This is a genomic window from Streptomyces subrutilus (assembly GCF_008704535.1).
Classification (GTDB): Bacteria; Actinomycetota; Actinomycetes; order Streptomycetales; family Streptomycetaceae; genus Streptomyces; species Streptomyces subrutilus.
This window is the reverse complement of sequence record NZ_CP023701.1, coordinates 2,424,483-2,447,695: the sequence shown is the minus strand read 5'-3', so window position 1 is coordinate 2,447,695 and position 23,213 is coordinate 2,424,483. Positions and strand designations below refer to the sequence as shown.

Sequence of the window (23,213 nt, the reverse complement as noted above, 5' to 3'; positions counted from 1 at the left end):
GCCTACGACTCCACGGCGCGGTCACCGGTGGCGGCCGCCGCGGCCGCCGCACCCTGGCGGCGGCCCTTGCGGACGCCGAAGTAGTACGCGAGCACCCCCGCGCCCAGCGCCGCCTGCAAGGCGAACAGGGCCGACTCGACCTCCCCGGAGGGCGGTTCGTACAGGGGCGAGAACCAGGGCTCGTAGTCCGGCTTCAGCTCGGTGATGGCCGACTCCGCCTGCGCGTCGGCGCCCGCGAACGGCTCCTCCTTGCCGTCGCCCATGCCCAGGGCCAGCGGGAGGACGGCCAGCGCCGCCACCAGGAGCAGCAGCAGGGTGTTGATCTTCGCGTTCCGCGTCATCAGAGCGCCGCCTCCTGCTTCGCCGTGCGCCGGGTGAGCTTCGCGACGCCGAGCCGGACCAGGTCCGACCGGCTCGACTGCATGAGCAGCCGCATCACCAGGACGGTCAGCAGCCCCTCGCTCACCGCCAGCGGGATCTGCGTGAGGGCGAAGATCTCACCGAACTTCACGAGCGCGCCCGTGAACCCGGTGGCCTGGTCGGGAAAGGCCAGCGCCAGCTGCACGGAGGTCACGCAGTAGGTCACCAGGTCGGCGAAGAAGGCCCCGAAGAACACGGAGACCATCAGCGGCGCCCCGGTCCGCCGGAGCAGGAGGTAGACGCCGTACCCCGCCCACGGGCCGGCGATCGCCATGGAGAAGACGTTGGCGCCGAGCGTGGTCAGCCCGCCGTGCGCCAGCAGCAGCGCCTGGAACAGCAGGGTGATCGTGCCGAGCACCGCCATGATCGGCGGCCGGAAGAGGATGGCCCCGAGCCCCGTACCGGTGGGATGGGAGCAACTTCCCGTCACCGAGGGTATTTTCAGGGCGGACAGGACGAATGTGAACGCTCCGGACGCACCGAGGAGCAGGGTGCTCTCCGGATTGGCCTTGACCTCGCGGGTCAGGGCCCGGACGCCGTGGACGACGAAGGGAGCGGACGCGGCGCCCCAGGCGACCGCGTGCAAAGGGGGCAGGAACCCCTCGGCGATATGCATGAGTGGGGAGACCTCTCCAGCACCTCGTGGATGGACAACGCGCCCCGGCCGGTCTCCTGGCTCACGGGTACTGATGCCCGGACTCCGCCTTCCCGGGGCCGAGCGGTCTCCCGCGTGGTCCCAGTGGCTTCCCGTAGGAGTGGCGCCGGACTTCCCGATCACAGTGGCGAGGGCCGCACCGGTTTCCCACCGGTTTCCCGAACACCAAGGCCCGATGACCCTAGTCGGCCGTGCGGGCCTCCACCAACCCGCCCCGGTGCACCCGCCGTCCGCCCGGGTCCGCGCTCAGCCCGGCAGCAGCGCGCTGAGCTCCGCGTCGAGGTCGTACTGCCGGTGCTCCTGGCCGCGCGGGACCAGCAGGGTCAGCCGGCGGCACAGTTCGCGCACGTCCTTGGCGCGGGCGGACACCACCGCGCCGTGCTCGCCGTTGCTGAAGGCGAGGAAGACGCGCGGCTCGCTGCCCTCCCAGCACGGCCACACCCGGAGGTCGCCCTCGCCGGTGGCCCGGGACTCCCCGTCGAGCAGCAGGTCGCGGGCGAAGACCCAGCGCGCCAGGTACCGGCCGCCGCCGTGCAGGTCCACGGACACTTCGTACGGCCGGTCGCAGCGGTAGGCGAAGACCCCCCGCAGCGTGACGGCGACCGGGGAGGCCTCCAGCCGCAGCGGGAGGACGCGGTGTTCGGTGGTGACCAAGGGAGTGCGCCTCTCTGCCGGCATGCGCGTGCCCCGCGGGCCGTTCCGCGGTTCTCCGCCCTCCGGGCAACCTAACCCCGCCGCGACCCCCGGCCCCCCTGCCGAAGGTCCCGTCCCCCAGGGCCGCTGGGCCCCTCTCGGCCGCGGCGGCGCCGGGTCAGCACTCGATGACGTTGACCGCGAGGCCGCCGCGGGCGGTCTCCTTGTACTTGACCTTCATGTCCGCGCCGGTCTCCTTCATGGTCTTGATGACCTTGTCCAGGGAGACCTTGTGCGAGCCGTCGCCCCGCATCGCCATCTTCGCCGCCGTGACCGCCTTCACCGCGGCCATGCCGTTGCGCTCGATGCACGGGATCTGGACCAGGCCGCCGACCGGGTCGCAGGTCAGGCCCAGGTTGTGCTCCATGCCGATCTCCGCCGCGTTCTCCACCTGCTCCGGAGTGCCGCCGAGCACCTCGGCCAAGGCCCCCGCCGCCATCGAGCAGGCCGAACCGACCTCGCCCTGGCAGCCGACCTCGGCGCCCGAGATCGAGGCGTTCTCCTTGAACAGCATGCCGATCGCGCCCGCCGCGAGGAGGAAGCGGACCACGCCGTCCTCGTCCGCGCCCGGCACGAAGTTCATGTAGTAGTGCAGGACCGCGGGCAGGACCCCGGCCGCGCCGTTGGTCGGCGCCGTCACGACCCGCCCGCCCGCCGCGTTCTCCTCGTTGACCGCCATCGCGTAGATCGTCGCCCACTCGCTGCGGTGCAGCATCGGGTCGCCCTCGGTGCGCAGCTGCCGCGCCGTCGACGCGGCCCGGCGCTTGACCCGCAGGCCGCCGGGGAGGATGCCCTCGCGGGACATGCCCCGCGCCACGCAGGACTGCATCACGCGCCAGATCTCCAGCAGGCCCTCGCGGATCTCCTCCTCGGTGCGCCAGGCCTTCTCGTTCTCCAGCATCAGCGAGGAGATCGACAGGCCGGTCTCGTTCGCGAGGCGGAGCATCTCGTCACCGGAGCGGAAGGGGTACTTCAGCACGGTGTCGTCGAGCTTGATCCGGTCCTCGCCGACCGCGTCCTCGTCCACGACGAACCCGCCGCCGACCGAGTAGTAGGTCTTCTCCAGCAGCGGGGTGCCCGCCGTGTCGTACGCGAAGAGGGTCATGCCGTTCGCGTGGTACGGCAGCGAGCGCCGGCGGTGCAGGATCAGCTGGTTCGGCTCGTCGAAGGCGATCTCGTGCGCATCGCCTATCTCCGCGCCCATCAGGCGCAGCCGGCCGCTCTGCCGGATGCGCTCGACCTCGGCGTCGGCCGTCTCCACGTTCACCGTGCGGGGCGAGTGGCCCTCCAGGCCCAGGAGCACCGCCTTGGGGGTGCCGTGGCCGTGGCCGGTCGCGCCGAGCGATCCGAACAGCTCGGCGCGCACCGACGCGGTCTGGGCGAGGAGGCCGTCCTTCTTCAGGCGGGTCACGAACATGCGCGCGGCCCGCATGGGGCCGACGGTGTGGGAGGAGGAGGGACCGATGCCGATGGAGAAGAGGTCGAAGACGGAGATGGCCACGGTGGCGGACTCCCTTGTCTGCTCGTGGGGTGGGAGGGGCAGGAGAGGCGGATTGGTCGGATTTTGTCCGGCAGTCGAGCTTAACGCGACGCGGTGAACGGCCCGGCTGCCGGACGGGGCGCCGAGATGGCCGTCAGGCGCGGCCGGGGCGCGGCGGCCCGCGGGCCCGCACCGCCCTTCCCCGTACGCCTGCCCCGTTCCCGCCCCCGTACGTACGCCCGCAGGGCCCGGAACCGGCCGGGGGCCGCGGCCGGGCGGCGCCGCGCGGCCATGCGAAGGGCCCGGCCCGCGCAGGAGCGGGCCGGGCCCTTGCGGAACGCGCCTAGAGCGACGGGTACAGCGGGAACTTCGCGGCGAGCGCGGTGACGCGCGCCTTCAGGTCCTCGCTGTCGTACTCCGGCTTCAGCGCGGCCGCGATGATCTCCGCGACCTCGGTGAACTCGGCGGCGCCGAAGCCGCGCGTGGCCAGCGCCGGCGTGCCGATCCGCAGGCCCGAGGTGACCATCGGCGGCCGCGGGTCGTTCGGGACGGCGTTGCGGTTGACCGTGATGCCCACCTCGTGGAGGCGGTCCTCGGCCTGCTGCCCGTCCAGCTCGGAGTCGCGCAGGTCGACCAGGACCAGGTGCACGTCCGTGCCGCCGGAGAGGACGGACACGCCGACCTCGGTGACGTCCGGCTGCACCAGGCGGTCGGCGAGGATCTTCGCGCCTTCCAGGGTGCGCTCCTGGCGCTCCTTGAACTCGGGCGAGGCGGCGACCTTGAAGGACACCGCCTTGGCCGCGATCACGTGCTCCAGCGGACCGCCCTGCTGGCCCGGGAAGACCGCGGAGTTGATCTTCTTGGCGAGCTCCTGCGTGGACAGGATCACACCGCCGCGCGGACCGCCGAGGGTCTTGTGCGTGGTGGTGGTGACCACGTGGGCGTGCGGCACCGGGTTCGGGTGCAGCCCCGCGGCGACCAGGCCGGCGAAGTGCGCCATGTCGACCATCAGGTACGCGCCGACCTCGTCCGCGATCCGGCGGAAGGCGGCGAAGTCCAGCTGGCGCGGGTAGGCGGACCAGCCGGCGACGATCAGCTGCGGCTTGGTCTCCTTGGCGAGGCGCTCGACCTCGGCCATGTCCACCCGGCCGGTCCCGTCCACGTGGTACGGGACCACGTTGTACAGCTTGCCGGAGAAATTGATCTTCATGCCGTGGGTCAGGTGACCGCCGTGGGCCAGGTTCAGGCCCATGATCGTGTCGCCCGGCTTCAGCAGCGCGAACATCGCGGCGGCGTTCGCCTGCGCACCGGAGTGCGGCTGGACGTTCGCGGCCTCGGCGCCGAAGAGCGCCTTGATGCGGTCGATCGCGATCTGCTCGACCACGTCGACGTGCTCGCAGCCGCCGTAGTAGCGGCGGCCCGGGTAGCCCTCGGCGTACTTGTTGGTCAGGACCGAGCCCTGGGCCTCCATGACGGCCACCGGAGCGAAGTTCTCCGAGGCGATCATCTCCAGGGTCGACTGCTGGCGCACGAGTTCGGCGTCGACTGCGGCGGCGACGTCCGGGTCGAGCTCGTGGAGCGGGGTGTTCAGCACAGACATCAAGATCCCCTGAGGTCAGTTGTCGGAGTGGGTGAACGCGGCGTAGTCCTCGGCCGACAGCACGTCGGTCGGCTCGGCCGAGATGCGCACCTTGAACAGCCAGCCGCCCTCGAAGGGCGCCGAGTTCACCAGCGAGGGGTCGTCCACGACGTCCTGGTTGGCCTCGACGACCTCGCCGGACACGGGGGAGTACAGGTCGCTGACCGACTTGGTCGACTCCAGCTCCCCACAGGTCTCGCCCTCGGTGACGGTGCCGCCGACCTCGGGGAGCTGGGCGTAGACGACGTCACCGAGCGCGTTGGCCGCGTACTCCGTGATGCCGACCGTCGCGACGCCGTCCTCGGCGGCCGACAGCCACTCGTGCTCCTTGGTGTAACGCAGCTGCTGGGGGTTGCTCATGACCTGATTCTCCTGGATGCGGGGGACTGGATACGAACAGCGGTCTCGCGTGCCGAGACGGCACCGCACGGGTTCTCCGTACGGCAGGGGCCTGCGGCGGGACTACTTCTGCCGCTTGTAGAACGGCAGCGCCACGACCTCGTACGCCTCATGCGTACCGCGAATGTCGACGCCGACGCCGGAGGTGCCGGGCGCGGCGTGCGCCGCGTCCACGTACGCCATCGCGATCGGCCTGCCCAGCGTCGGGGACGGGGCGCCCGAGGTGACCTCGCCGATCACCTCTCCACCGGACACCACCGGGAAACCGGCCCGCGGCACGCGGCGGCCCTCGGCGATCAGTCCGACCAGCTTGCGCGGCGGGTTCGCGGCGGCGCGCTCGGCGGCGGCCTCCAGCGCGGCGCGGCCGACGAAGTCCCCCTCCTTCTCGAACTTCACGACCCGGCCCAGCCCCGCGTCGAACGGCGTGAGGGAGGTGCTCAGCTCGTGCCCGTACAGCGGCATGCCCGCCTCCAGACGCAGGGTGTCGCGGCAGGACAGGCCGGCCGGGACCAGGCCGACGCCCGCGCCGGCCTCGGTCAGCGCCTCCCACAGCCGCACCGCGTGTTCGGGCGCGACGAACAGCTCGAAACCGTCCTCGCCGGTGTAGCCGGTCCGGGCGATCAGCGCGGGCACGCCGGCGACGGTGCCCGGCAGACCGGCGTAGTACTTCAGCCCGTCCAGGTCGGCGTCGGTCACGGACTTCAGGATGCCGGGCGACTCCGGGCCCTGGACCGCGATCAGCGCGTACGCGTCGCGGTCGTCGCGGACCTCGGCGTCGAAGCCCGCCGCGCGCTCGGTGACCGCGTCCAGCACGACCTGGGCGTTGGAGGCGTTCGCGACGACCATGAACTCGTCCTCGCCCAGCCGGTAGACGATCAGGTCGTCGACGATGCCGCCGTCCGCCCGGCAGATGTGCGTGTAGCGGGCGCGGCCGACGCCGACGGTGGAGATGTTGCCGACCAGCGCGTAGTCCAGCACCTTGACGGCCTCCGGGCCGGTCACGGTGATCTCGCCCATGTGCGACAGGTCGAAGAGGCCGGCCCGGGTGCGGACGGCGTTGTGCTCGTCGCGCTCGCTGCCGTACCGCAGCGGCATGTCCCAGCCCGCGAAGTCGGTCATGGTCGCACCGAGGGCACGGTGCAGCGCGTCGAGGGCGGTCAGGCGGGGGGCAGTGCTCATGGGTGTGGCTCCCGAGTCCCAGGGCATGACATGACGAGGAGGGTCCTCCCCATCTGTCATCGGAACCTGAGAGGTTCGCCGAGAGTTCCTCGGCTTGCACCTTGGGTGGAGCCGTCGAGCGGCTCGCTTTTCAGATCTGCCTCATCCACGCGGTACGGGGCCTGAGAGATTCAAGGGAGGTTCTTGCTCCTTCGGCGCCCGCGCACGGCCTTGCGGCGTGCCGGGACTCTCCCGCGCGGATTCAAGCGGCCGGTATGCAGTTGGTCCAGATGGCGCACATCATTGCACGCCCCCGCCGGACCCGGGGGGCGGGGCCCCGAAAGTTCGTGCGCGGCTCGTGCGGCTCTCCAGCGGTCCGGCCGGAACCGGCCCCGCCGGATTACCGTCTCTTTACACTCAGTGGGAAAGGGTCCTGGCGACCCGGTTCGGGGGAGGCGATCACTGTGCGGAGATTCGGAGTGGTAGTGGCGGCGACGGGGACCGTGGAGGCGGTCCCGGCACAGCGGGAGGCGCGGGCGCGCGAGGGCGCCGCCCGGTCCGGCCCCGTACGCGACCTGCGCGGCCCGGCGGTGCACGGCCCCCAGCGGCTGCGCTTCGCCGCCGGGGACATCGTCGTGGTCTCCGGCCTGCCCGGCGGCGGCAAGAGCACCCTGATCAAGCGGGCGGCCGCCGAGGGCGGCTCCGTGGACTCCCAGGACGCCCGCGAGCGCTGGGAGCGCCGGATGCCCGCCTCCCTCCCGTACGCCGTGTACCGGCCGCTGGTCCGCGTGGCGCACTACTGGGGGCTGTGGCGCGTCCTGCGCTCCGGCGCCTCCGTCGTCGTCCACGACTGCGGTACGCAGAGCTGGGTGCGCGGCCTCCTCGCCGCCGCGGCCCGCCGCCGCGGCCGTGCCCTGCACCTGCTCTTCCTGGACAGCAGCCCCGAGGAGGCGCTCTCCGGACAGGCGGCGCGCGGCCGGCGCGTCTCCGCGTACGCCTTCGCCCGGCACCGCGGCGCCGTGGGCCGGCTGCTGCGCGAGGCGGAGGCCGGGCGGCCCCCGGCCGGCTGTGCCTCGGCGACCCTGCTGGACCGCCGCTCGGCCGCCGCCGTGACCCGCATCGCGTTCCGGGGCTGACCGCCCCCGCCGGGCGCGGGGTCCGTCGTGCCAGCGGATAACCTCGGGGCGACGAGGGCGGGACCACGGAGGGGTGCGGGATGCAGGGCAGCGGCTGGCCGGAGAACGAACTGGAGCAGGTGCTCGGGGCGGCGCTGGGACAGGCCGACGCGGGGGCGCGGATCCTGGAGGTGCTCGGACGCAGCCACGTGTGGGTGCCGCTGCCCGGTGGCGGCGGACCGGGCTCGGCCGACCTGACCCTGCCCACCATGGAGATCGGCGGGGCGGCGTACGTGCCCGTCTACAGCTCCGAGGCCCAGTTCCGCTTCTGCGCCGGCCCCGGCATGGACTTCGCGGTGGCGCCCGCAGTCCAGTTCGCCCGCGGCCTGCCCCCGCAGCTCGGCATCGCCGTGAACCCCGAGGGAGCCGTCGGGGTCCCGCTCCCGCCGGCCGCGGTGGCCGAGCTCTGCCGCACCGGGCACACGCCCCTCGACGGCCCCGCCACCGGCGGCCGGGTCCGGCTCTACGAGCCCGACTGGCAGGACGACCCGGTCGACTTCCTCGCCGCCGCGGCCGAGGAGTTCCGGGCCACCGGGGTGGTCACCGCCGCCCACCGCTGCCTGGCCAGCGTCGAGGGCGGGGCGCCGGAGCTGTTCGTCGGTGTCCGCCTGGTGGGATGGGAGCCCGAATACCGGAACGCGCCGATGGACGCCCTGGGCCGGGCCCTGACCCGGGTCCCGCCGCCGTGGCCCGTGCAGTTGATCCTCCTGGACGCGGCCGAGGACCCGGTCACGGACTGGATTCGTGAGCGCGTACGCCCCTTCTACCTTCCGTAGGGCCGCATAAGCTGGTTGCATCTCCCGGCCGCACGCGTGGTCCGGGTGCACGTGGACGACGGGCGGACGAAGAGGGGGTACCGGTGGGTGCGTCAGGCACGGCCGCGGCCGGGCAGGTCGAGCACATGCTGCGCCAGGTGACTCCCGGGCGCTACGAGAGCTACGAGTCACTGCTGCACGCGCTGGCCGAGGGCCGGCTGTGGATGATGCTCTGGCAGGGGCAGCCGGGTTCCTCCGACGCCCAGTACGGCGGCATGGAGGTCGACGGCCTCGGCTACGCGCCCTGCGTGACCTCGCCCGGGGAGCTGGCCGCCAGCGGCTGGAACCGGGGCTACGAGGTGGTCACGGGCCGCGACATCGCCCGCGCCCTCTACCCCGACCGCTGGGGGCTGTGGCTCAACCCGCACGCCCAGGGCGGCGGCCTCGGCGTGCCCTGGGCCGATCTGCGCCGCGTCGCGACGGGCCTGGACCGGATGCCGGCCGGCCCGCTGCGGCTCTCGGAGCCCGCCATCGAGCTGCCGCAGTTCTACGGGCTGCTGACCCGGCACGCGCACAGCACCCCGGCCGTCCGGTCGCTGCGCCGCGCCTGGGTGCAGCCGTCGCTGGGCTCGCCGTACCTGGCCGTCGGGCTCGACCTGTACGACGCCTCGGCGCCCGCGCTGGAGTCCGTGCGCGAGATGATGCGCCAGTCGGTCGGCGTGGTGCCCGAGGGCGTCCCGGTGTGCACGGTCGCGCTGGCCGACGAGCACGACCCGGTGGCGATGTGGCTGCGCGCGCAGACCCGCCCGTTCTACGACCGGGAAGGCCAGGCGCCGGGCTACTGACCGGGGGCCGCCGCCCCGGCCGCCCGCACCCCGCGCGACCCTCCCGCCCGTCCTGCCCCGCCCCTTCCGTACATCCGCATACCGAGACATCCCGCTCGAAGGCCGCACCGGACCCATCGGTGCGGCCTTCGGCATATCCGCCGAATGCACCCAAGAACCGCACCCGACATGGCAGTTGGGCCTGATGTCCGTTCCGCGACGAACGGGCGGTGTTTCACCGCTCATCAGGGCCCGCGGTTCGGATAGCGGAAGCCGTCGGCACAGATCACGGTTGCGCATCACATCCCCGGCAGGTCTGGCGGGCGCTCGAGAGGGCGTTGAAGACTCCCCCCACCGAAGGCCGGTCAATCTCGCAAGCACCCGCTCTTCACGTGCACTTCAGGCGCATTTCGCGCTTTCCGCACCAACAGCGACGCCGATGGAACCAAGCCGCCACAGCGGCGGGCATGGGCCGGCCACCGTCGGCCGAGAGGGGTCCCCACCACGATGACGGCACCACTGCACGACACCAGCGCGGCCGAGCCCGCAGCCGTGGACGCCCCCGGAATTCCGCAGAAGGCGATCGAGGGCCGTTCGCCGTGGAAGATCGCCTGGCTCCGCCTCAGGCGGGACAAGGTCGCCCTGGCCGGCGGTGTCGTCGTCCTGCTGCTGATCCTCGTCGCGCTCTTCGCGCCGCTGATCGTCAAGGCCTTCGGCCACCCGCCGGAGGAGCTGCACGAGGACATGCTGGACCCGCTGCTCGGCCTGCCGGCCGGCGACTGGGGCGGCATGAGCGGCGACTTCCTGCTGGGCGTCGAGCCCGTCAACGGCCGCGACGTCTTCAGCCGGATCGTCTACGGCGCCCGGATCTCCCTGCTGGTGGCCTTCCTGTCCGCCTTCGTGGCGGTGTCGCTCGGCACCTTCTTCGGCATCATCGCCGGCTACTTCGGCGGCTGGGTCGACGCGGCCATCAGCCGCGTGATGGACCTGCTGCTGGCCTTCCCGCAGCTGCTGTTCATCATCGCGCTGATCTCCGTCATCCCGAGCAAGCTGTGGGGCTTCGAGGGCTCGGGCCTGCGCATCGCCGTCCTGGTCCTGGTCATCGGCTTCTTCGGCTGGCCCTACATCGGCCGCATCGTCCGCGGCCAGACCCTGTCGCTGCGCGAACGCGAGTACGTCGAGGCGGCGCGCAGCCTCGGCGCGGGCCGCATGTACATCCTCTTCCGCGAACTGCTCCCGAACCTGGTGGCGCCCATCACCGTCTACTCGACGCTGATGATCCCCACCAACGTGCTGACCGAGGCCGCGCTGAGCTTCCTCGGAGTCGGCGTCAAGCCCCCCACGCCGTCGTGGGGAGAGACCCTCTCCACGGCCGTGCGGACCTACGAGGACGATCCGCTCTTCATGATCTTCCCCGGCGTGGCGATCTTCATCACCGTGCTGGCCTTCAACCTCTTCGGCGACGGCGTCCGCGACGCCCTCGACCCGAAGGGCTCCCGCTAGCCACCGCAGGGCACACCAGGAACCGGCTCCGAGCCGTACGTACACCGGAACTACAACGGAGGGTTGCGAGCATCGTGACTACCCATCGCACGTCGAAGCGCAGGCTTGCCGCTGGCACGGCCGTCGTGCTCGCGGTCATGCTGACCGCGACCGCCTGTGGCGGAAGCGACTCGAAGGACGACAAGGCCGGCTCCGCCGGCGGTGGCTTCAACGCCGGCATAGGCAAGATCGCCAACGCGTCCGACAAGAAGGGCGGCGAGCTCAAGTTCGTCGGCACCCAGGAAGCCGACTCGTGGGACCCGCAGCGCGGCTACTACGGCTTCATGTGGGACTTCTCCCGCTACTACGCCCGCCAGCTGGTCAGCTACAAGGCCGCCCCCGGTGAGCAGAGCACCGACCTGGTGCCCGACCTCGCCACCGCCAAGGCCGAGATCAGCGACGGCGGCAAGACGTACAAGTACACCCTCAAGGACAACGTGACCTGGGAGGACGGCACCCCCGTCACCGCCCAGGACGTGAAGTACGGCATCGAGCGCACCTGGGCCCAGGACGTCATCTCCGGCGGCCCGGTCTACCTGATGCAGGTCCTCGACCCGAAGACCGAGTACCCCGGCCCGTACAAGGACACCGCCCCGGACAAGCTCGGCCTCAAGGCGATCGAGACCCCGGACGCGAAGACCGTCATCTTCAAGCTCCCGCAGCCCAACGGCGACTTCGAGCAGATGCTCGCGATGCCCGCGGCGAGCCCGGTCAAGCAGGAGAAGGACACCGCGGCCAAGTACGGCCTGAAGCCCTTCTCGAACGGCCCGTACAAGATCGACTCGTACGAGCCCAACAAGACCATGAAGCTCTCGCGCAACGAGAACTACAAGCCCGAGTCGGACACCATCCGCAAGGCGCTCCCGGACACCATCTCGGTCACGTTCATGGCGAACGCGGACGACATGGACAAGCGCCTGATGAACGGCGAGTTCGACCTCGACATCAACGCGACCGGCATCGGCCAGGCGGCCCGCTCCACCGCGCTGAAGGACCACAAGGGCAACCTGGACAACGGCCAGACCGGCTTCATCCGGTACGCCGTCTTCCCGCAGACCGTGGCGCCGTTCGACAACATCGACTGCCGCAAGGCCGTCATCTACGCGGCCGACAAGAAGTCCCTGCAGACCGCCCGCGGCGGCCCGCAGGCCGGCGGCGACATCGCTCCGAACATGCTCCCGCTGGGCATCAAGGGCTCCGACGGCGCCTACGACCCGTACGAGGTCCTGAAGAACGACGGCAAGCCGAACCTGGAGAAGGCCAAGGAGGCCCTGAAGGCCTGCGGCAAGCCGGAGGGCTTCAAGACCACCATCGCGGTCCGCAACAACAAGCCGGTCGAGGTCGCCACGGCCGTCTCCCTGCAGAACGCCCTGAAGCAGGTCGGCATCATCGCCGACGTCGACCAGTTCGACGGCGCCCAGACCTCCGGCATCATCGGGTCGCCGAAGGTCGTCAAGGAGAAGGGCTACGGCATCATCATCATGGGCTGGGGCGCCGACTTCCCGACCGGTCAGGGCTTCTCCCAGCCGCTGGTCGACGGCCGCTTCATCCTGCAGAGCGGCAACAACAACTTCTCCGAGCTGAACGACCCGGCGATCAACACCCTGTTCGACCAGGCCATCGCGGAGACCGACCCGGCCAAGGCCGGCGACATCTACAAGGCGATGAACCAGAAGGTCTCCGAGGCCGCGGTCTACCTGCCCTTCGTCTACGACAAGACGATCACCTGGCGCAGCACCCGCCTGACGAACGCGTACACCTCCGACGCCTACAACGGCCGGTACGACTACGCGTCGCTGGGTGTCACGAAGTAACCGTCCGTCAGTCCCGTTCCAGTGTTCCGGTGCCACACCCGCTAGGCACGAAGGGCAGGTGAGGGCCGCGGTTACGGCCGGGGGGCGCTCTCCTACAGGGGGCGCCCCCGGGCCGCAGCCAGGCCGAGCGCAGTGCTTGCATATCTCATACGGCGGATCTTCGCCGTCATCGTCATGCTGTTGGTCATCTCGCTGGTGACCTTCGGAATCTTCTTCCTCTTCCCGAAGATGATCGGGACGGATCCGGCGCTTTACTTCGTCGGCAAGCAGTCCGACCCCGCCGCCATCGAGGGCATTCGGCAGAAGATGGGTCTCGACGACCCGATCCTCGTCCAGTTCGGCAAGTTCATCGTCGGGCTGGTGGCGGGTCGCACGTACGCCAACGGCTCCGACGTCACGCAATGCGCCGCGCCCTGCTTCGGATACTCCTTCAAGACCGAGCAGGAGGTGTGGCCGCTGCTGCTCGACTGGCTGCCGGTCACCCTCTCGCTCGCCGCCGGCGCCGTCGTCCTGTGGGTCATCGGCGGGGTCGCCACCGGCGTCGTCTCCGCCCTCAAGCGCGGTACGGCCCTGGACCGCTCGGCCATGGGCATCGCCCTCGCCGGCGTCTCCCTCCCCATCTACTTCACGGGCATGCTCTTCATCGCCCTCTTCTCCGACCAGCTCGGCTGGTTCGGGCGCCCCGAGGCCTCGTTCGCGGACGACCCCGGCAAGTGGTTCAACGGCATGATCCTGCCGTGGATCTCGCTGGCCTTCCTCTACGCGGCGATGTACGCCCGCCTCACCCGCGCCACCATGCTCGAAGTCCTCAACGAGGACTACATCCGCACCGCCCGCGCCAAGGGCCTGACGGAACCCGTCGTCATCGGCAAGCACGCCATGCGCTCGACGATGACGCCCATCCTGACCGTCCTCGGCCTGGACCTCGGTGCCCTGATGGGCGGCGCGGTGCTCACCGAGTACACGTTCTCGCTGCACGGCCTGGGTTACAGCGCGGTCCGCGCGATCAGCGAGCACGACCTCCCGGTCATCCTGGGCATCACCCTGATCTCCGCCTTCTTCGTCGTCGCGGCGAACCTCATCGTTGACCTCATGTACGCGGTGATCGACCCCCGAGTGAGGCTGTCATGACCGATCTCACCCAGACCGGAGCCCCGGGCGAGCCCGTCGCCGCCACCGGAGCCCCCGCCACCTCCTTCCTGGAGGTCCGCGACCTCAAGGTGCACTTCCCGACCGAGGACGGGCTGGTCAAGTCGGTCGACGGGCTCTCCTTCACCCTGGAGAAGGGCCGGACGCTCGGCATCGTCGGCGAGTCCGGCTCCGGCAAGTCGGTCACCTCGCTCGGCATCATGGGCCTGCACCGCGTGGGCCAGTACGGCCGCCAGCGGGCCCGGATCTCCGGCGAGATCTGGCTGGACGGCCGCGAGCTGCTCTCCGCCGACGAGGACGAGGTGCGCCGGCTCCGCGGCCGGGAGATCGCGATGATCTTCCAGGACCCGCTGTCCGCGATGCACCCGTACTTCACCATCGGCAAGCAGATCGCCGAGGCCTACCGGGTCCACAACAAGGTGGACAAGAAGGCCGCGCGCACCCGCGCCGTCGAACTCCTCGACCGGGTGGGCATCCCCGAGCCGCACAAGCGGGTCGACAGCTACCCGCACGAGTTCTCCGGCGGCATGCGCCAGCGGGCCATGATCGCGATGGCCCTGGTCAACAACCCCGAACTGCTCATCGCGGACGAGCCGACGACGGCCCTGGACGTCACCGTCCAGGCCCAGATCCTCGACCTGATCCGCGACCTGCAGAAGGAGTTCGGCTCCGCGGTCATCATGATCACGCACGACCTCGGCGTCGTCGCGGAGATGGCCGACGAACTCCTCGTCATGTACGGCGGCCGGTGCGTCGAGCGCGGCACCGCCGAGAAGGTCTTCTACGAGCCCCGGCACCCCTACACCTGGGGGCTGCTGGGCTCGATGCCGCGCATCGACCGCGACCAGACCGAGCGGCTCATCCCGGTCAAGGGCTCGCCGCCCAGCCTCATCAACATCCCGAGCGGCTGCGCCTTCAACCCGCGCTGCCCGTACGCCGACGTGCCCAAGGGCAACGTCACGCGGACGGTGCGGCCCGAGCTCACGCAGGACGACAGCCGCCACTGGTCCGCCTGCCACATGTCGCAGGAGGAGCGGACCCGGATCTGGACCGAAGAGATTGCGCCGAAGCTGTGACCGACACCCGCAAGACGCAACCGGCCGTCATCCCCGAGCAGGCCGCGGACACCCCCGCCGCCGCCCGACCCGACCTGCTGCTCAAGGTCACGGGCCTGACCAAGCACTTCCCGATCACCAAGGGGCTGCTGCGCCGGCAGGCCGGCGCGGTCAAGGCCGTGGACGGCATCGACTTCGACGTGCGGCGCGGTGAGACGCTCGGTGTCGTCGGCGAGTCCGGCTGCGGGAAGTCGACCATGGGCCGGCTGATCACCCGGCTGCTGGAACCGAGCGCCGGCACGGTCGAGTTCGAGGGCCGCGACATCACGCACCTCGGCGTCGCCGGGATGCGGCCGATGCGCCGCGACATCCAGATGATCTTCCAGGACCCGTACGGCTCCCTGAACCCGCGGCACACGGTGGGCACCATCGTCAGCGCGCCGTTCAAGCTCCAGAAGGTCGAACCCGAGGGCGGTCTCAAGGCCGAGGTGCAGCGGCTGCTGTCGCTGGTGGGCCTCAATCCGGAGCACTACAACCGCTACCCGCACGAGTTCTCCGGCGGCCAGCGCCAGCGCATCGGCATCGCGCGGGCCCTGGCGCTCAAGCCGAAGCTGGTCGTCGCGGACGAGCCCGTGTCCGCGCTGGACGTCTCGATCCAGGCGCAGGTGGTCAACCTGCTCGACGACCTCCAGGACGAGCTCGGCCTCACCTACGTGATCATCGCGCACGACCTGTCGGTCATCCGGCACGTCTCGGACCGCATCGCGGTGATGTACCTCGGCAAGATCGTCGAGCTGGCCGACAACAAGGCGCTGTACGGGACGCCCATGCACCCGTACACCACCGCCCTGATGTCGGCGGTGCCCGTGCCGGACCCGCGCCGGCGCGGGGCCAAGAGCGGCCGCATCCTGCTCAAGGGCGACGTGCCCTCGCCCATCTCCCCGCCGAGCGGCTGCCGCTTCCACACCCGGTGCTGGAAGGCCACACGGATCTGCACCACCCAGGAACCGCCGCTGCTGGCCCTGGCCACCGGCCACCAGGTCGCCTGCCACCACCCGGAGAACGCCCCGGACCAGGCGCCGGGCGACCAGCCCCTGCCGGGCGCGGCGGAGGCGGTGACGACCGTCACGGTCGTGGAGTGACCACCCCGGGCCCCGCCCCGGCCCCGGGCCGCGGCGGGGCCGGGCCCGGGCCGCGGCCGGGGCGGGGCGGGCGGGGAATCCAGGCCCCCCGGCGGGAGCCGCCCGGCGTGTGCGGCCGCCGCCGCAGGTGACAATGACCCGGTGCTCCACGATCTCTTCCCGCCCGGGGTCCAGCATGCGCTGGACCTCGCGGGCATCTTCGTCTTCGCCACCGCCGGCGCCCTGCTCGCCGTCCGCAAGAACTTCGACGTCTTCGGCATCGGCGTGCTCGCCCTGGTCACGGCCCTGGGCGGCGGACTCTTCCGCGACCTCGTCATCGGCGCCGTCCCGCCCGCCGCCTTCGGCGAGCTCAGCTTCTTCGTCACGCCGCTGATCGCCGCGGCGATCGTCTTCTTCCTGCACCCCGAGGTCCAGCGGATCAACCGGGCCATCAACGTCTTCGACGCGGCCGGACTCGGGCTGTTCTGCGTGACCGGCACCACCAAGGCCTACGAGTACGGCCTCGGCCTCACCGCCTCCGCCGCGCTCGGCCTGGCCACCGCCGTCGGCGGGGGAGTCCTGCGCGACGTGCTCGTCAACGAGGTGCCCTCGCTGCTGCGCGACCGCGAGATGTACGCCGTCCCGGCCATGATCGGCGCCTCGATGGTCGCCGTGTTCATCGCCCTGGACACCCTCAACGCCCTCACCACGGCGCTGGCGATCGTCACCACCTTCGTCCTGCGGCTGCTGGCGATCCGCTACCACCTGCGCGCCCCCCTGGCCTGGAACCGCCGTTCCGGGGTGACCGAGGAGCCGTAGCACCGCCGTGACAAAATTAAGCTACCGCTTAGTAGATCACCGGTGTACCGTCGCTGCCATGTCACACGCAGCTGCCCAGGCATCCATCGGCGACAGCGAGTTCGACCGCGACACCACCATCACCGCACGCGCGGACGAGCCCGGGGTGTACGACGCGGACCTCTCCGCCGGGTGGACGATCATCACCGCCGTCAACGGCGGATACCTGCTGGCCCTGGTCGGCCGCGCCCTGTCGGCGGCCCTGCCGCACCCGGACCCCTTCACCGTCTCCGCGCACTACCTGAGCGCCTCGGTCCCCGGCCCCGCCGTGGTCCGCACCGAGGTCGTCCGGATCGGCCGCACCCTCTCCACCGGCCAGGCCTCGCTGTTCCAGTACGACGAGAACGGCGCCGAGACCGAGCGCATCCGCGTCCTCGCCTCCTACGGCGACCTCGCGGCCCTCCCGGACGAGGTCCGCACGACGGCCCGGCCCCCGGCCATGCCCGCCTACGAGGACTGCCTCGGCCCCGAGGCCGGCCCGGCCCCGATCCCCGGCAGCTCCGCGATCGTGGACCGGCTCCGGCTGCGGCTGGACCCGGCGACGGCCGGCTGGGCGCTGGGCGCACCTTCCGGCAAGGGCGAGATGCGGGCCTGGTTCGAGCTGGCCGACGGCCGCGACGCCGACCCGCTGTCGCTGCTCCTCGCGGTCGACGCGCTGCCCCCCACCGCCTTCGACCTCGGCCTCAGGGGCTGGACCCCCACCGTGGAGCTCACCGCCCACGTCCGCCGACGCCCGGCCCCCGGACCGCTGCGGGTCTCGATCACCACCCGCAACCTGGCCGGCGGCTTCCTGGAGGAGGACGCAGAGGTCTGGGACACCGCCGGCCGGCTGGTGGCCCAGTCCCGCCAGTTGGCCCGGGCTCCGCGTACGTCCTGAACCCGGCGGACGGGCCGGAAAGCGGCGGGACCGGGCCGGAAGCGACGGCCCCGGGGCCGGAAAGCGACGGCCCCGGCGGTCGGGGCGAACGGTCCGGGAGCACCGCTGGAGTTCCCCGGCCCGGCGGGCTCGTAGAATCGGGGGATCATGGCCTACCTCGACCACGCCGCCACCACCCCGATGCTGCCGGAGGCCGCCGCGGCGATGACCGCGCAGTTCGCCGCCACGGGGAACGCCTCCTCCCTCCACGCCGCCGGCCGCCGGGCCCGCCGTACCGTCGAGGAGGCCCGCGAGGCCTTCGCCGAGGCGATCGGCGCCCGCCCGAGCGAGGTGGTCTTCACCGCCGGCGGCACCGAGGCCGACAACCTCGCCGTCAAGGGGCTCTACTGGGCCCGCCGCGACGCCGACCCGGCCCGCACCCGGGTCCTGGCCAGCCCCGTCGAGCACCACGCCGTACTCGACGCCGTGGACTGGCTCGCCGCACACGAGGGCGCACGGGTCGAGTACCTGCCGGTGGACCGTCACGGGCGCGTGCACCCCGAGGCCTTCCGGGAGGCCGTCGAACGCAACCCGCACGACGTGGCCCTGGCCACCGTCATGTGGGCCAACAACGAGATCGGCACCGTGATGCCGGTCCGCGAGCTCGCCGACGTCGCCGCCGAGCACGGCATCCCGCTGCACTCCGACGCCGTCCAGGCCTTCGGCCAGCTCGACGTCCGCTTCGGCGACAGCGCCCTCGCCGCGATGACCGTCAGCGGCCACAAGATCGGCGGCCCTTACGGCATAGGCGCCCTGCTGCTGGGCCGCGACCAGACCCCGGTGCCCGTCCTGCACGGCGGCGGGCAGGAACGCCACGTCCGCTCCGGCACCCTCGACGTCCCCGCCATCGCCGCCTTCGCGGTCGCCGCCGTGCTCGCCGCCGAGCGTCGGGAACGGTTCGCCGCCGAGGTGGCCGCGCTCCGCGACGAGCTGGTCGACGCCGTCCTGGCGGCCGTCCCCGACGCCGTCCTCGGCGGCGACCCACAGGGCCGGCTCCCCGCCAACGCCCACTTCAGCTTCCCCGGCTGCGAGGGCGACTCCCTCCTGCTGCTGCTCGACGCCCAGGGCATCGAGTGCTCCACCGGCTCCGCCTGCACCGCCGGCGTCGCCCAGCCCAGCCACGTCCTGCTCGCCACCGGCACCGACCCCCGGCTCGCCCGCGGCACCCTGCGGTTCTCCCTGGGCCACACCTCGACGAAGGAGGACGTCGCCGCCGTGGCGGCGGCCATCGGCCCGGCGGTCGAGCGCGCCCGCACGGCCGGCCTCAGCTGAGACGTCGGACGCCGCGGGCGGCGCGGTCCCGGGGCGCGGTCCCGGCCTACCCGGCCGCCTTGAGCTCCTCGCCGACCATCCGGACGTAGCGGTCCCAGTCCCAGTGCGGGCCCGGGTCCGTGTGGTCGGCGCCCGGGACCTCGGAATGGCCCACGAGATGGGTGCGGTCCGCCGGTATGCCGTACCGGCGGCAGACGTCCGCCGCCAGCCGGGCGGACGCCGCGTACATCGCGTCCGTGAAGTCCTGCGGCCGGTCCACGAAGCCCACGTGCTCTATGCCGACGCTGCGCTCGTTCATCGAGCGGTTGCCCGCGTGGAAGGCGACGTCCAGCTCGCGCACCATCTGCTCGACGTGGCCGTCCTGGCGCACTATGTAGTGCGCGGACGCCTTGTGCCAGGGGTTCTTGAACGCGTCCACCGAGGACGCGAAACCGCCCTGCGTGACGTGCACGACGATCCGGTCGACGCGGTAGTCGTCCGGCCGGTCCGCCCGGCGCCAGTTCGCCGGCGACGCCGCCGTCCAGCCCGCGCCCGCGTGGTCGAGCTCGCCCTCCTTGCGCGGCTTGGCCACGCCCGGCAGCAGCCACCAGGCGCGGCCGATCTCCTCCCGGCCCGCCACCGCCGCCGCGGCGACGACCCCCAGCCCGCCCAGCAGCACCGCACGCCGGGTCCGGCCCGCCCTGCGCGCGGGCCCGCCGCCCTTCGCTCCCTCGCGATCCATGTGATCCACCCCCTGTCCCCGACAACGCGCTGTGACGCCGCCCGGTTCCCCGTACCCTGGTCGGTGCTATGACTGAGAACCTGCCGCGCACCGCCCGCCCCCTTCGCGTCCTCGCCGCCATGTCCGGCGGCGTGGACTCCGCCGTCGCCGCCGCCCGCGCGGTCGAAGCCGGGCACGACGTGACCGGCGTCCACCTCGCGCTCTCCGCCAACCCCCAGTCCTTCCGGACCGGGGCCCGCGGCTGCTGCACCATCGAGGACTCCCGCGACGCCCGCCGCGCCGCCGACGTCATCGGCATCCCCTTCTACGTCTGGGACCTCGCCGAGCGCTTCCGCGAGGACGTCGTCGACGACTTCGTCGCGGAGTACGAGGCCGGGCGCACCCCCAACCCCTGCCTGCGCTGCAACGAGAAGATCAAGTTCGCCGCGCTGCTCGACAAGGCCCTCGCCCTCGGCTTCGACGCCGTCTGCACCGGCCACTACGCCACCGTCGTCCTGAACGAGGACGGCACCCGCGAGCTGCACCGCGCCGCCGACATGGCCAAGGACCAGTCCTACGTCCTCGGCGTCCTGGACGAGAAGCAGCTCGCCCACGCCCTCTTCCCGCTCGGTGACACCCTCACCACCAAGGACGAGATCCGCGCCGAGGCCGAGGAGCGCGGCCTGGCCGTCGCCAAGAAGCCCGACAGCCACGACATCTGCTTCATCGCGGACGGCGACACCCAGGGCTTCCTCGCGAACCGCCTCGGCCGGGCCGAGGGCGACATCGTCGACGAGACGGGCGAGAAGGTCGGCACCCACGACGGCGCCTTCGGCTTCACCATCGGCCAGCGCAAGGGCCTGCGCATCGGCCACCCCGCGGCCGACGGCAAGCCGCGGTACGTCCTGGACATCTCCCCGGTGAACAACACCGTCACGGTCGGCCCCGTCGAGGCCCTCGACGTCACCGCCCTCACCGCGATCCGCCCCCGCTGGTGCGGCTCCGCGCCCGCCGCCCCCGGGACGTACACCGCGCAGCTGCGCGCCCACGGCGGCGAGACCGAGGTCTTCGCCGAGCTGGTGGACGGCGAGCTGCGCGTCTCCTTCACGGAGCCGGTCCGCGGGGTGGCCCCGGGCCAGGCGATCGTCCTCTACGACGGCACCCGCGTGGTCGGCTCGGCCACCATCGCCACCACGAAGCGGGCCACCGCGGCCGTCTGAACGGCGCGGCTCCGGACTTCTCCTTCGTCAAGGCAGTGTGGCGGTACGCTGGCGCATTGATCCGGCAGGTCTTAGGGTGCAGAGTACGGATTACCCGTACGAAAGCGCCTAAGGCGGCGAATCGCTAGCCCGCCTCGCTGGGAGGTCGGTCATGTTGCTCAGCTTCCGGGTGGCCAATCATCGGTCCATCCGTGACGAGCAGGAGCTTTCGCTCGTAGCCACGGAATTCAACGAGAGAACCGCCCGCGAGACGGGAACCCGCTCCGACGGCAAGCCCGTGTCGGTGCTTCCCGCCGTCGGGATCTTCGGGGCCAACGCGTCCGGCAAGAGCAACATCCTGGACGCGATGTACTTCATGCGCCGGGCGGTCCTCGAATCCCTGGCCGACTGGGACCGCGAACCCGATGCCCCCGTCCCCCGGGAGCCCTTCGCGCTGGCCCACGAGGCATCCGACGACACGAGCCTCTTCGAGGTCGAGTTGCTCCTCGGCCGGAACGAGAAGGTCCGCTACACCTACGGCTTCGAACTCTCGGATGATCGCGTCGAAAGTGAGTGGCTCCACGCGTACCCGACCGGACGGCGCCAGGTGTGGTTCGATCGGGAGGCCGACAGACCGGAGGCGGACGGCGGCGAGTTCCGTTTCCCGGGCACCGGCCTGAGCGGCCGTAAGGACCTCAAGGACCTCCTCGTCTCCACCACCCGCCCGAACGCCCTCTTCCTGACCGTCGGCGCCGCCCTTAACCATCCCCAGCTCTCGGCCATCCACCGGTGGTTCCGCGACAACCTCTGGCTCGTGACTACCGGCAAGGACGTGGTGGAGCGCACGGCCTGGACACGCGAGCGGCTTACCGGCAGCCAGGGTGCGGAGATGCGGGAGCGCCTCGTGACGATGCTCGCATCGGCCGACATCGGCGTCACGGGGGTGGAAATCGACCCCGAGACCGGGAACATCCAGCTCCTGCACCGAGGCGAGGGGGACTCTGTGCGCCCGCTGGACTTCTGGAGTCAGGAGTCGCTGGGCACCCACGCCTGGTTCGCCTTCCTCGGCCCCTTGCTGACCATGCTGAACAGGAAAGGCGGCGGGGTCCTGCTTGCCGACGAGCTGGACTCCAGCCTGCACCCCGTGCTCGCGGCGGAGGTCGTCCGCCTCTTCCAGGACCAGGACGCCAACCCGCAGCTCGCACAGCTGGTCTTCACCACGCATGACGCCACCCTGCTCGGCCCCTCGGTCACGGAGCGCCCGCTCGATCGAGACCAGGTCTGGATCGCGGTCAAGGAGGGAAGCGGAGAGTCCTCCCTCTACCCCCTCCTCGCCGCCCGTAAGGCACGCAACGACGAGAACATGGAACGCCGCTACCTGCACGGCCACTACGGCGGCGTGCCGCGCCTGGCCACGGGCGAGGTGGCCCGCCAGCTCGCCGTACTGGAGCGGCGCCTCGCGCAGCAGACGGCATCGGAACCGGAGCCGAAGGCGACGACGACGGCGTGAGCAGACCACCCGCGGAGAGCCGGCGCGTCAATCGGCGGAAGGGCCGGCACGAGGCGTCCCGAGCCGTCCGGCGCGACCTCGGCTCCTATCCGGACGAGTCGTCCCGGATCATCTACCTCGCGGCCGAGGGTGAGCGGACCGAGGCCGACTACATCAAGCTGATCAACGACACCTACCGTGACGGACAGGGTGAGAAGTTTTTCCTGCGATTCACCCCGGTCAGGAAGGGCCTTCGCCCGGACCAGGTCGTCGCTCACGTGATCGCCCAGGCGTCGAGCCCGAATGATGAGAAGTGGGCACTCTTCGACCGGGATTCCGAGGACAACCGTGACAAGGCCATCCGGGACGCCATGAGCACGGCGGCCCGGGAGGGCGTACAGGTGGCTCTGTCGCACCCCTCCATCGAGCTGTGGCTGCTGCTGCACTTTCAGCAGTTCACCAGCCAGGAGGAGGGCCGTAGCGGCACCATCAAGGACCGGCTGCGCAAGCATCCGAAGGCGGACGGCTTCGCCGAGTACGACACGAAGTCCGGCGGCCGGGGCAAGGGCCTGGCCGGACAGCGCGGGCAGACGCTCCTCGGCAAGGAGCAGACGGCGGTCGACAACGCCCGCAAGCTCGTCGACCTGTGCCCGCACGGCACCTGCTCCGCGAAGAACCTCAAGCTCGACAAGATCCCCGGCCCGCGCACCGAAACGTACGAGGAGTGGAACCGCCGCTCCGGCCATGCCGACGGCTGCGACCCGCTCAAGCGAGACCCCTCCACCGACCTGTGGCGCCTGCTCGCCTCACTGGGCATCGGGACGCGGAAGGCCCGGACGCCCGGTGGACGCCGCTGAGCGGACGGTTTCCTTCAGGCACCCCTCCCCGACTACGCTTCCG

General features: G+C 71.6%; 22 protein-coding genes and 2 riboswitches. Of the genes, 14 read left to right on the top strand and 8 right to left on the bottom strand.

The window, feature by feature from the left end:
• Positions 1 to 2: 2 nt before the first annotated feature.
• The 7 genes from CP968_RS10395 to gcvT all read right to left on the bottom strand — a co-directional run bounded on the left by CP968_RS10395 (position 3) and on the right by gcvT (position 6,465).
• Entirely contained in the window at positions 3 to 341 is a 339-nt protein-coding gene (locus tag CP968_RS10395; protein WP_150517740.1) for an energy-coupling factor ABC transporter substrate-binding protein, read from the bottom strand.
• Positions 341 to 1,036 (bottom strand): energy-coupling factor ABC transporter permease, encoded by a 696-nt coding sequence (locus tag CP968_RS10390; RefSeq protein ID WP_150517739.1) that lies wholly within the window; start codon positions 1,034 to 1,036, stop codon positions 341 to 343. The genes CP968_RS10395 and CP968_RS10390 overlap by 1 nt, the downstream gene beginning before the upstream one ends.
• A gap of 29 nt (positions 1,037 to 1,065) precedes the next feature.
• A riboswitch (cobalamin riboswitch) is annotated at positions 1,066 to 1,260 on the bottom strand.
• Between the two features lie 61 nt (positions 1,261 to 1,321).
• Entirely contained in the window at positions 1,322 to 1,729 is a 408-nt protein-coding gene (locus CP968_RS10385; protein ID WP_167536784.1) for an SsgA family sporulation/cell division regulator, read from the bottom strand.
• A gap of 157 nt (positions 1,730 to 1,886) precedes the next feature.
• Entirely contained in the window at positions 1,887 to 3,269 is a 1,383-nt protein-coding gene (locus tag CP968_RS10380; RefSeq protein ID WP_150517737.1) for an L-serine ammonia-lyase, read from the bottom strand.
• A 322-nt stretch (positions 3,270 to 3,591) separates the two neighbouring features.
• On the bottom strand, positions 3,592 to 4,848 hold the full coding sequence (glyA, locus tag CP968_RS10375) for a serine hydroxymethyltransferase (protein ID WP_150517736.1): 1,257 nt from the start codon (positions 4,846 to 4,848) through the stop codon (positions 3,592 to 3,594).
• 15 nt (positions 4,849 to 4,863) lie between these two features.
• Entirely contained in the window at positions 4,864 to 5,247 is a 384-nt protein-coding gene (gene gcvH / locus CP968_RS10370) for a glycine cleavage system protein GcvH (protein WP_150517735.1), read from the bottom strand.
• A gap of 102 nt (positions 5,248 to 5,349) precedes the next feature.
• Entirely contained in the window at positions 5,350 to 6,465 is a 1,116-nt protein-coding gene (gene gcvT / locus CP968_RS10365; protein ID WP_150517734.1) for a glycine cleavage system aminomethyltransferase GcvT, read from the bottom strand.
• 140 nt (positions 6,466 to 6,605) lie between these two features.
• Positions 6,606 to 6,709, bottom strand: a riboswitch (glycine riboswitch).
• A gap of 193 nt (positions 6,710 to 6,902) precedes the next feature.
• Here gcvT and CP968_RS10360 point away from each other — a divergent pair.
• The 11 genes from CP968_RS10360 (at position 6,903) to CP968_RS10310 (ending at position 18,925) form a co-directional block, all read left to right on the top strand.
• Positions 6,903 to 7,580, top strand: coding sequence for an AAA family ATPase (locus CP968_RS10360; protein ID WP_373304032.1), 678 nt, complete (start codon positions 6,903 to 6,905; stop codon positions 7,578 to 7,580).
• Between the two features lie 80 nt (positions 7,581 to 7,660).
• Positions 7,661 to 8,395 carry an enhanced serine sensitivity protein SseB gene (locus CP968_RS10355; protein ID WP_150517733.1) on the top strand — a complete coding sequence of 245 codons (735 nt, stop codon included), beginning with the start codon at positions 7,661 to 7,663 and terminating at the stop codon, positions 8,393 to 8,395.
• Positions 8,396 to 8,478: 83 nt separating this feature from the next.
• Positions 8,479 to 9,219 (top strand): enhanced serine sensitivity protein SseB C-terminal domain-containing protein, encoded by a 741-nt coding sequence (locus CP968_RS10350; RefSeq protein ID WP_150517732.1) that lies wholly within the window; start codon positions 8,479 to 8,481, stop codon positions 9,217 to 9,219.
• Between the two features lie 486 nt (positions 9,220 to 9,705).
• Entirely contained in the window at positions 9,706 to 10,701 is a 996-nt protein-coding gene (locus CP968_RS10345; protein ID WP_150517731.1) for an ABC transporter permease, read from the top strand.
• A gap of 74 nt (positions 10,702 to 10,775) precedes the next feature.
• Positions 10,776 to 12,554, top strand: a complete 1,779-nt coding sequence (locus tag CP968_RS10340; protein WP_150517730.1) for an ABC transporter substrate-binding protein — start codon at positions 10,776 to 10,778, stop codon at positions 12,552 to 12,554.
• Positions 12,555 to 12,686: 132 nt separating this feature from the next.
• Positions 12,687 to 13,685 (top strand): ABC transporter permease, encoded by a 999-nt coding sequence (locus CP968_RS10335; RefSeq protein WP_189828864.1) that lies wholly within the window; start codon positions 12,687 to 12,689, stop codon positions 13,683 to 13,685.
• A complete protein-coding gene (locus CP968_RS10330; protein ID WP_150517729.1) occupies positions 13,682 to 14,779 on the top strand; it encodes an ABC transporter ATP-binding protein in 1,098 nt (365 codons plus the stop codon). The genes CP968_RS10335 and CP968_RS10330 overlap by 4 nt, the downstream gene beginning before the upstream one ends.
• On the top strand, positions 14,776 to 15,900 hold the full coding sequence (locus CP968_RS10325; protein WP_373304029.1) for an ABC transporter ATP-binding protein: 1,125 nt from the start codon (positions 14,776 to 14,778) through the stop codon (positions 15,898 to 15,900). Before CP968_RS10330 ends, CP968_RS10325 begins: the two co-directional genes overlap by 4 nt.
• A 141-nt stretch (positions 15,901 to 16,041) precedes the next feature.
• A complete protein-coding gene (locus CP968_RS10320; protein ID WP_150517728.1) occupies positions 16,042 to 16,698 on the top strand; it encodes a trimeric intracellular cation channel family protein in 657 nt (218 codons plus the stop codon).
• Between the two features lie 58 nt (positions 16,699 to 16,756).
• Complete coding sequence (locus CP968_RS10315) at positions 16,757 to 17,614, top strand: thioesterase family protein (protein ID WP_150517727.1); 858 nt, start codon at positions 16,757 to 16,759, stop codon at positions 17,612 to 17,614.
• A 147-nt stretch (positions 17,615 to 17,761) separates the two neighbouring features.
• Positions 17,762 to 18,925 (top strand): cysteine desulfurase family protein, encoded by a 1,164-nt coding sequence (locus CP968_RS10310; RefSeq protein ID WP_150517726.1) that lies wholly within the window; start codon positions 17,762 to 17,764, stop codon positions 18,923 to 18,925.
• Positions 18,926 to 18,971: 46 nt separating this feature from the next.
• Here CP968_RS10310 and CP968_RS10305 read toward each other — a convergent pair whose 3' ends face one another.
• Positions 18,972 to 19,646: an N-acetylmuramoyl-L-alanine amidase gene (locus tag CP968_RS10305; protein WP_150517725.1), complete on the bottom strand. Its 675-nt coding sequence runs from the start codon at positions 19,644 to 19,646 to the stop codon at positions 18,972 to 18,974.
• Between the two features lie 68 nt (positions 19,647 to 19,714).
• Here CP968_RS10305 and mnmA point away from each other — a divergent pair, with 68 nt between their 5' ends.
• From mnmA to CP968_RS10290, 3 genes are all read left to right on the top strand, one after another.
• On the top strand, positions 19,715 to 20,845 hold the full coding sequence (gene mnmA, locus CP968_RS10300) for a tRNA 2-thiouridine(34) synthase MnmA (protein WP_150517724.1): 1,131 nt from the start codon (positions 19,715 to 19,717) through the stop codon (positions 20,843 to 20,845).
• Positions 20,846 to 20,996: 151 nt separating this feature from the next.
• Entirely contained in the window at positions 20,997 to 22,334 is a 1,338-nt protein-coding gene (locus CP968_RS10295) for an AAA family ATPase (RefSeq protein WP_150517723.1), read from the top strand.
• Positions 22,331 to 23,170: an RloB family protein gene (locus tag CP968_RS10290; protein ID WP_167536783.1), complete on the top strand. Its 840-nt coding sequence runs from the start codon at positions 22,331 to 22,333 to the stop codon at positions 23,168 to 23,170. The genes CP968_RS10295 and CP968_RS10290 overlap by 4 nt, the downstream gene beginning before the upstream one ends.
• The last annotated feature ends 43 nt before the right edge of the window (positions 23,171 to 23,213 follow it).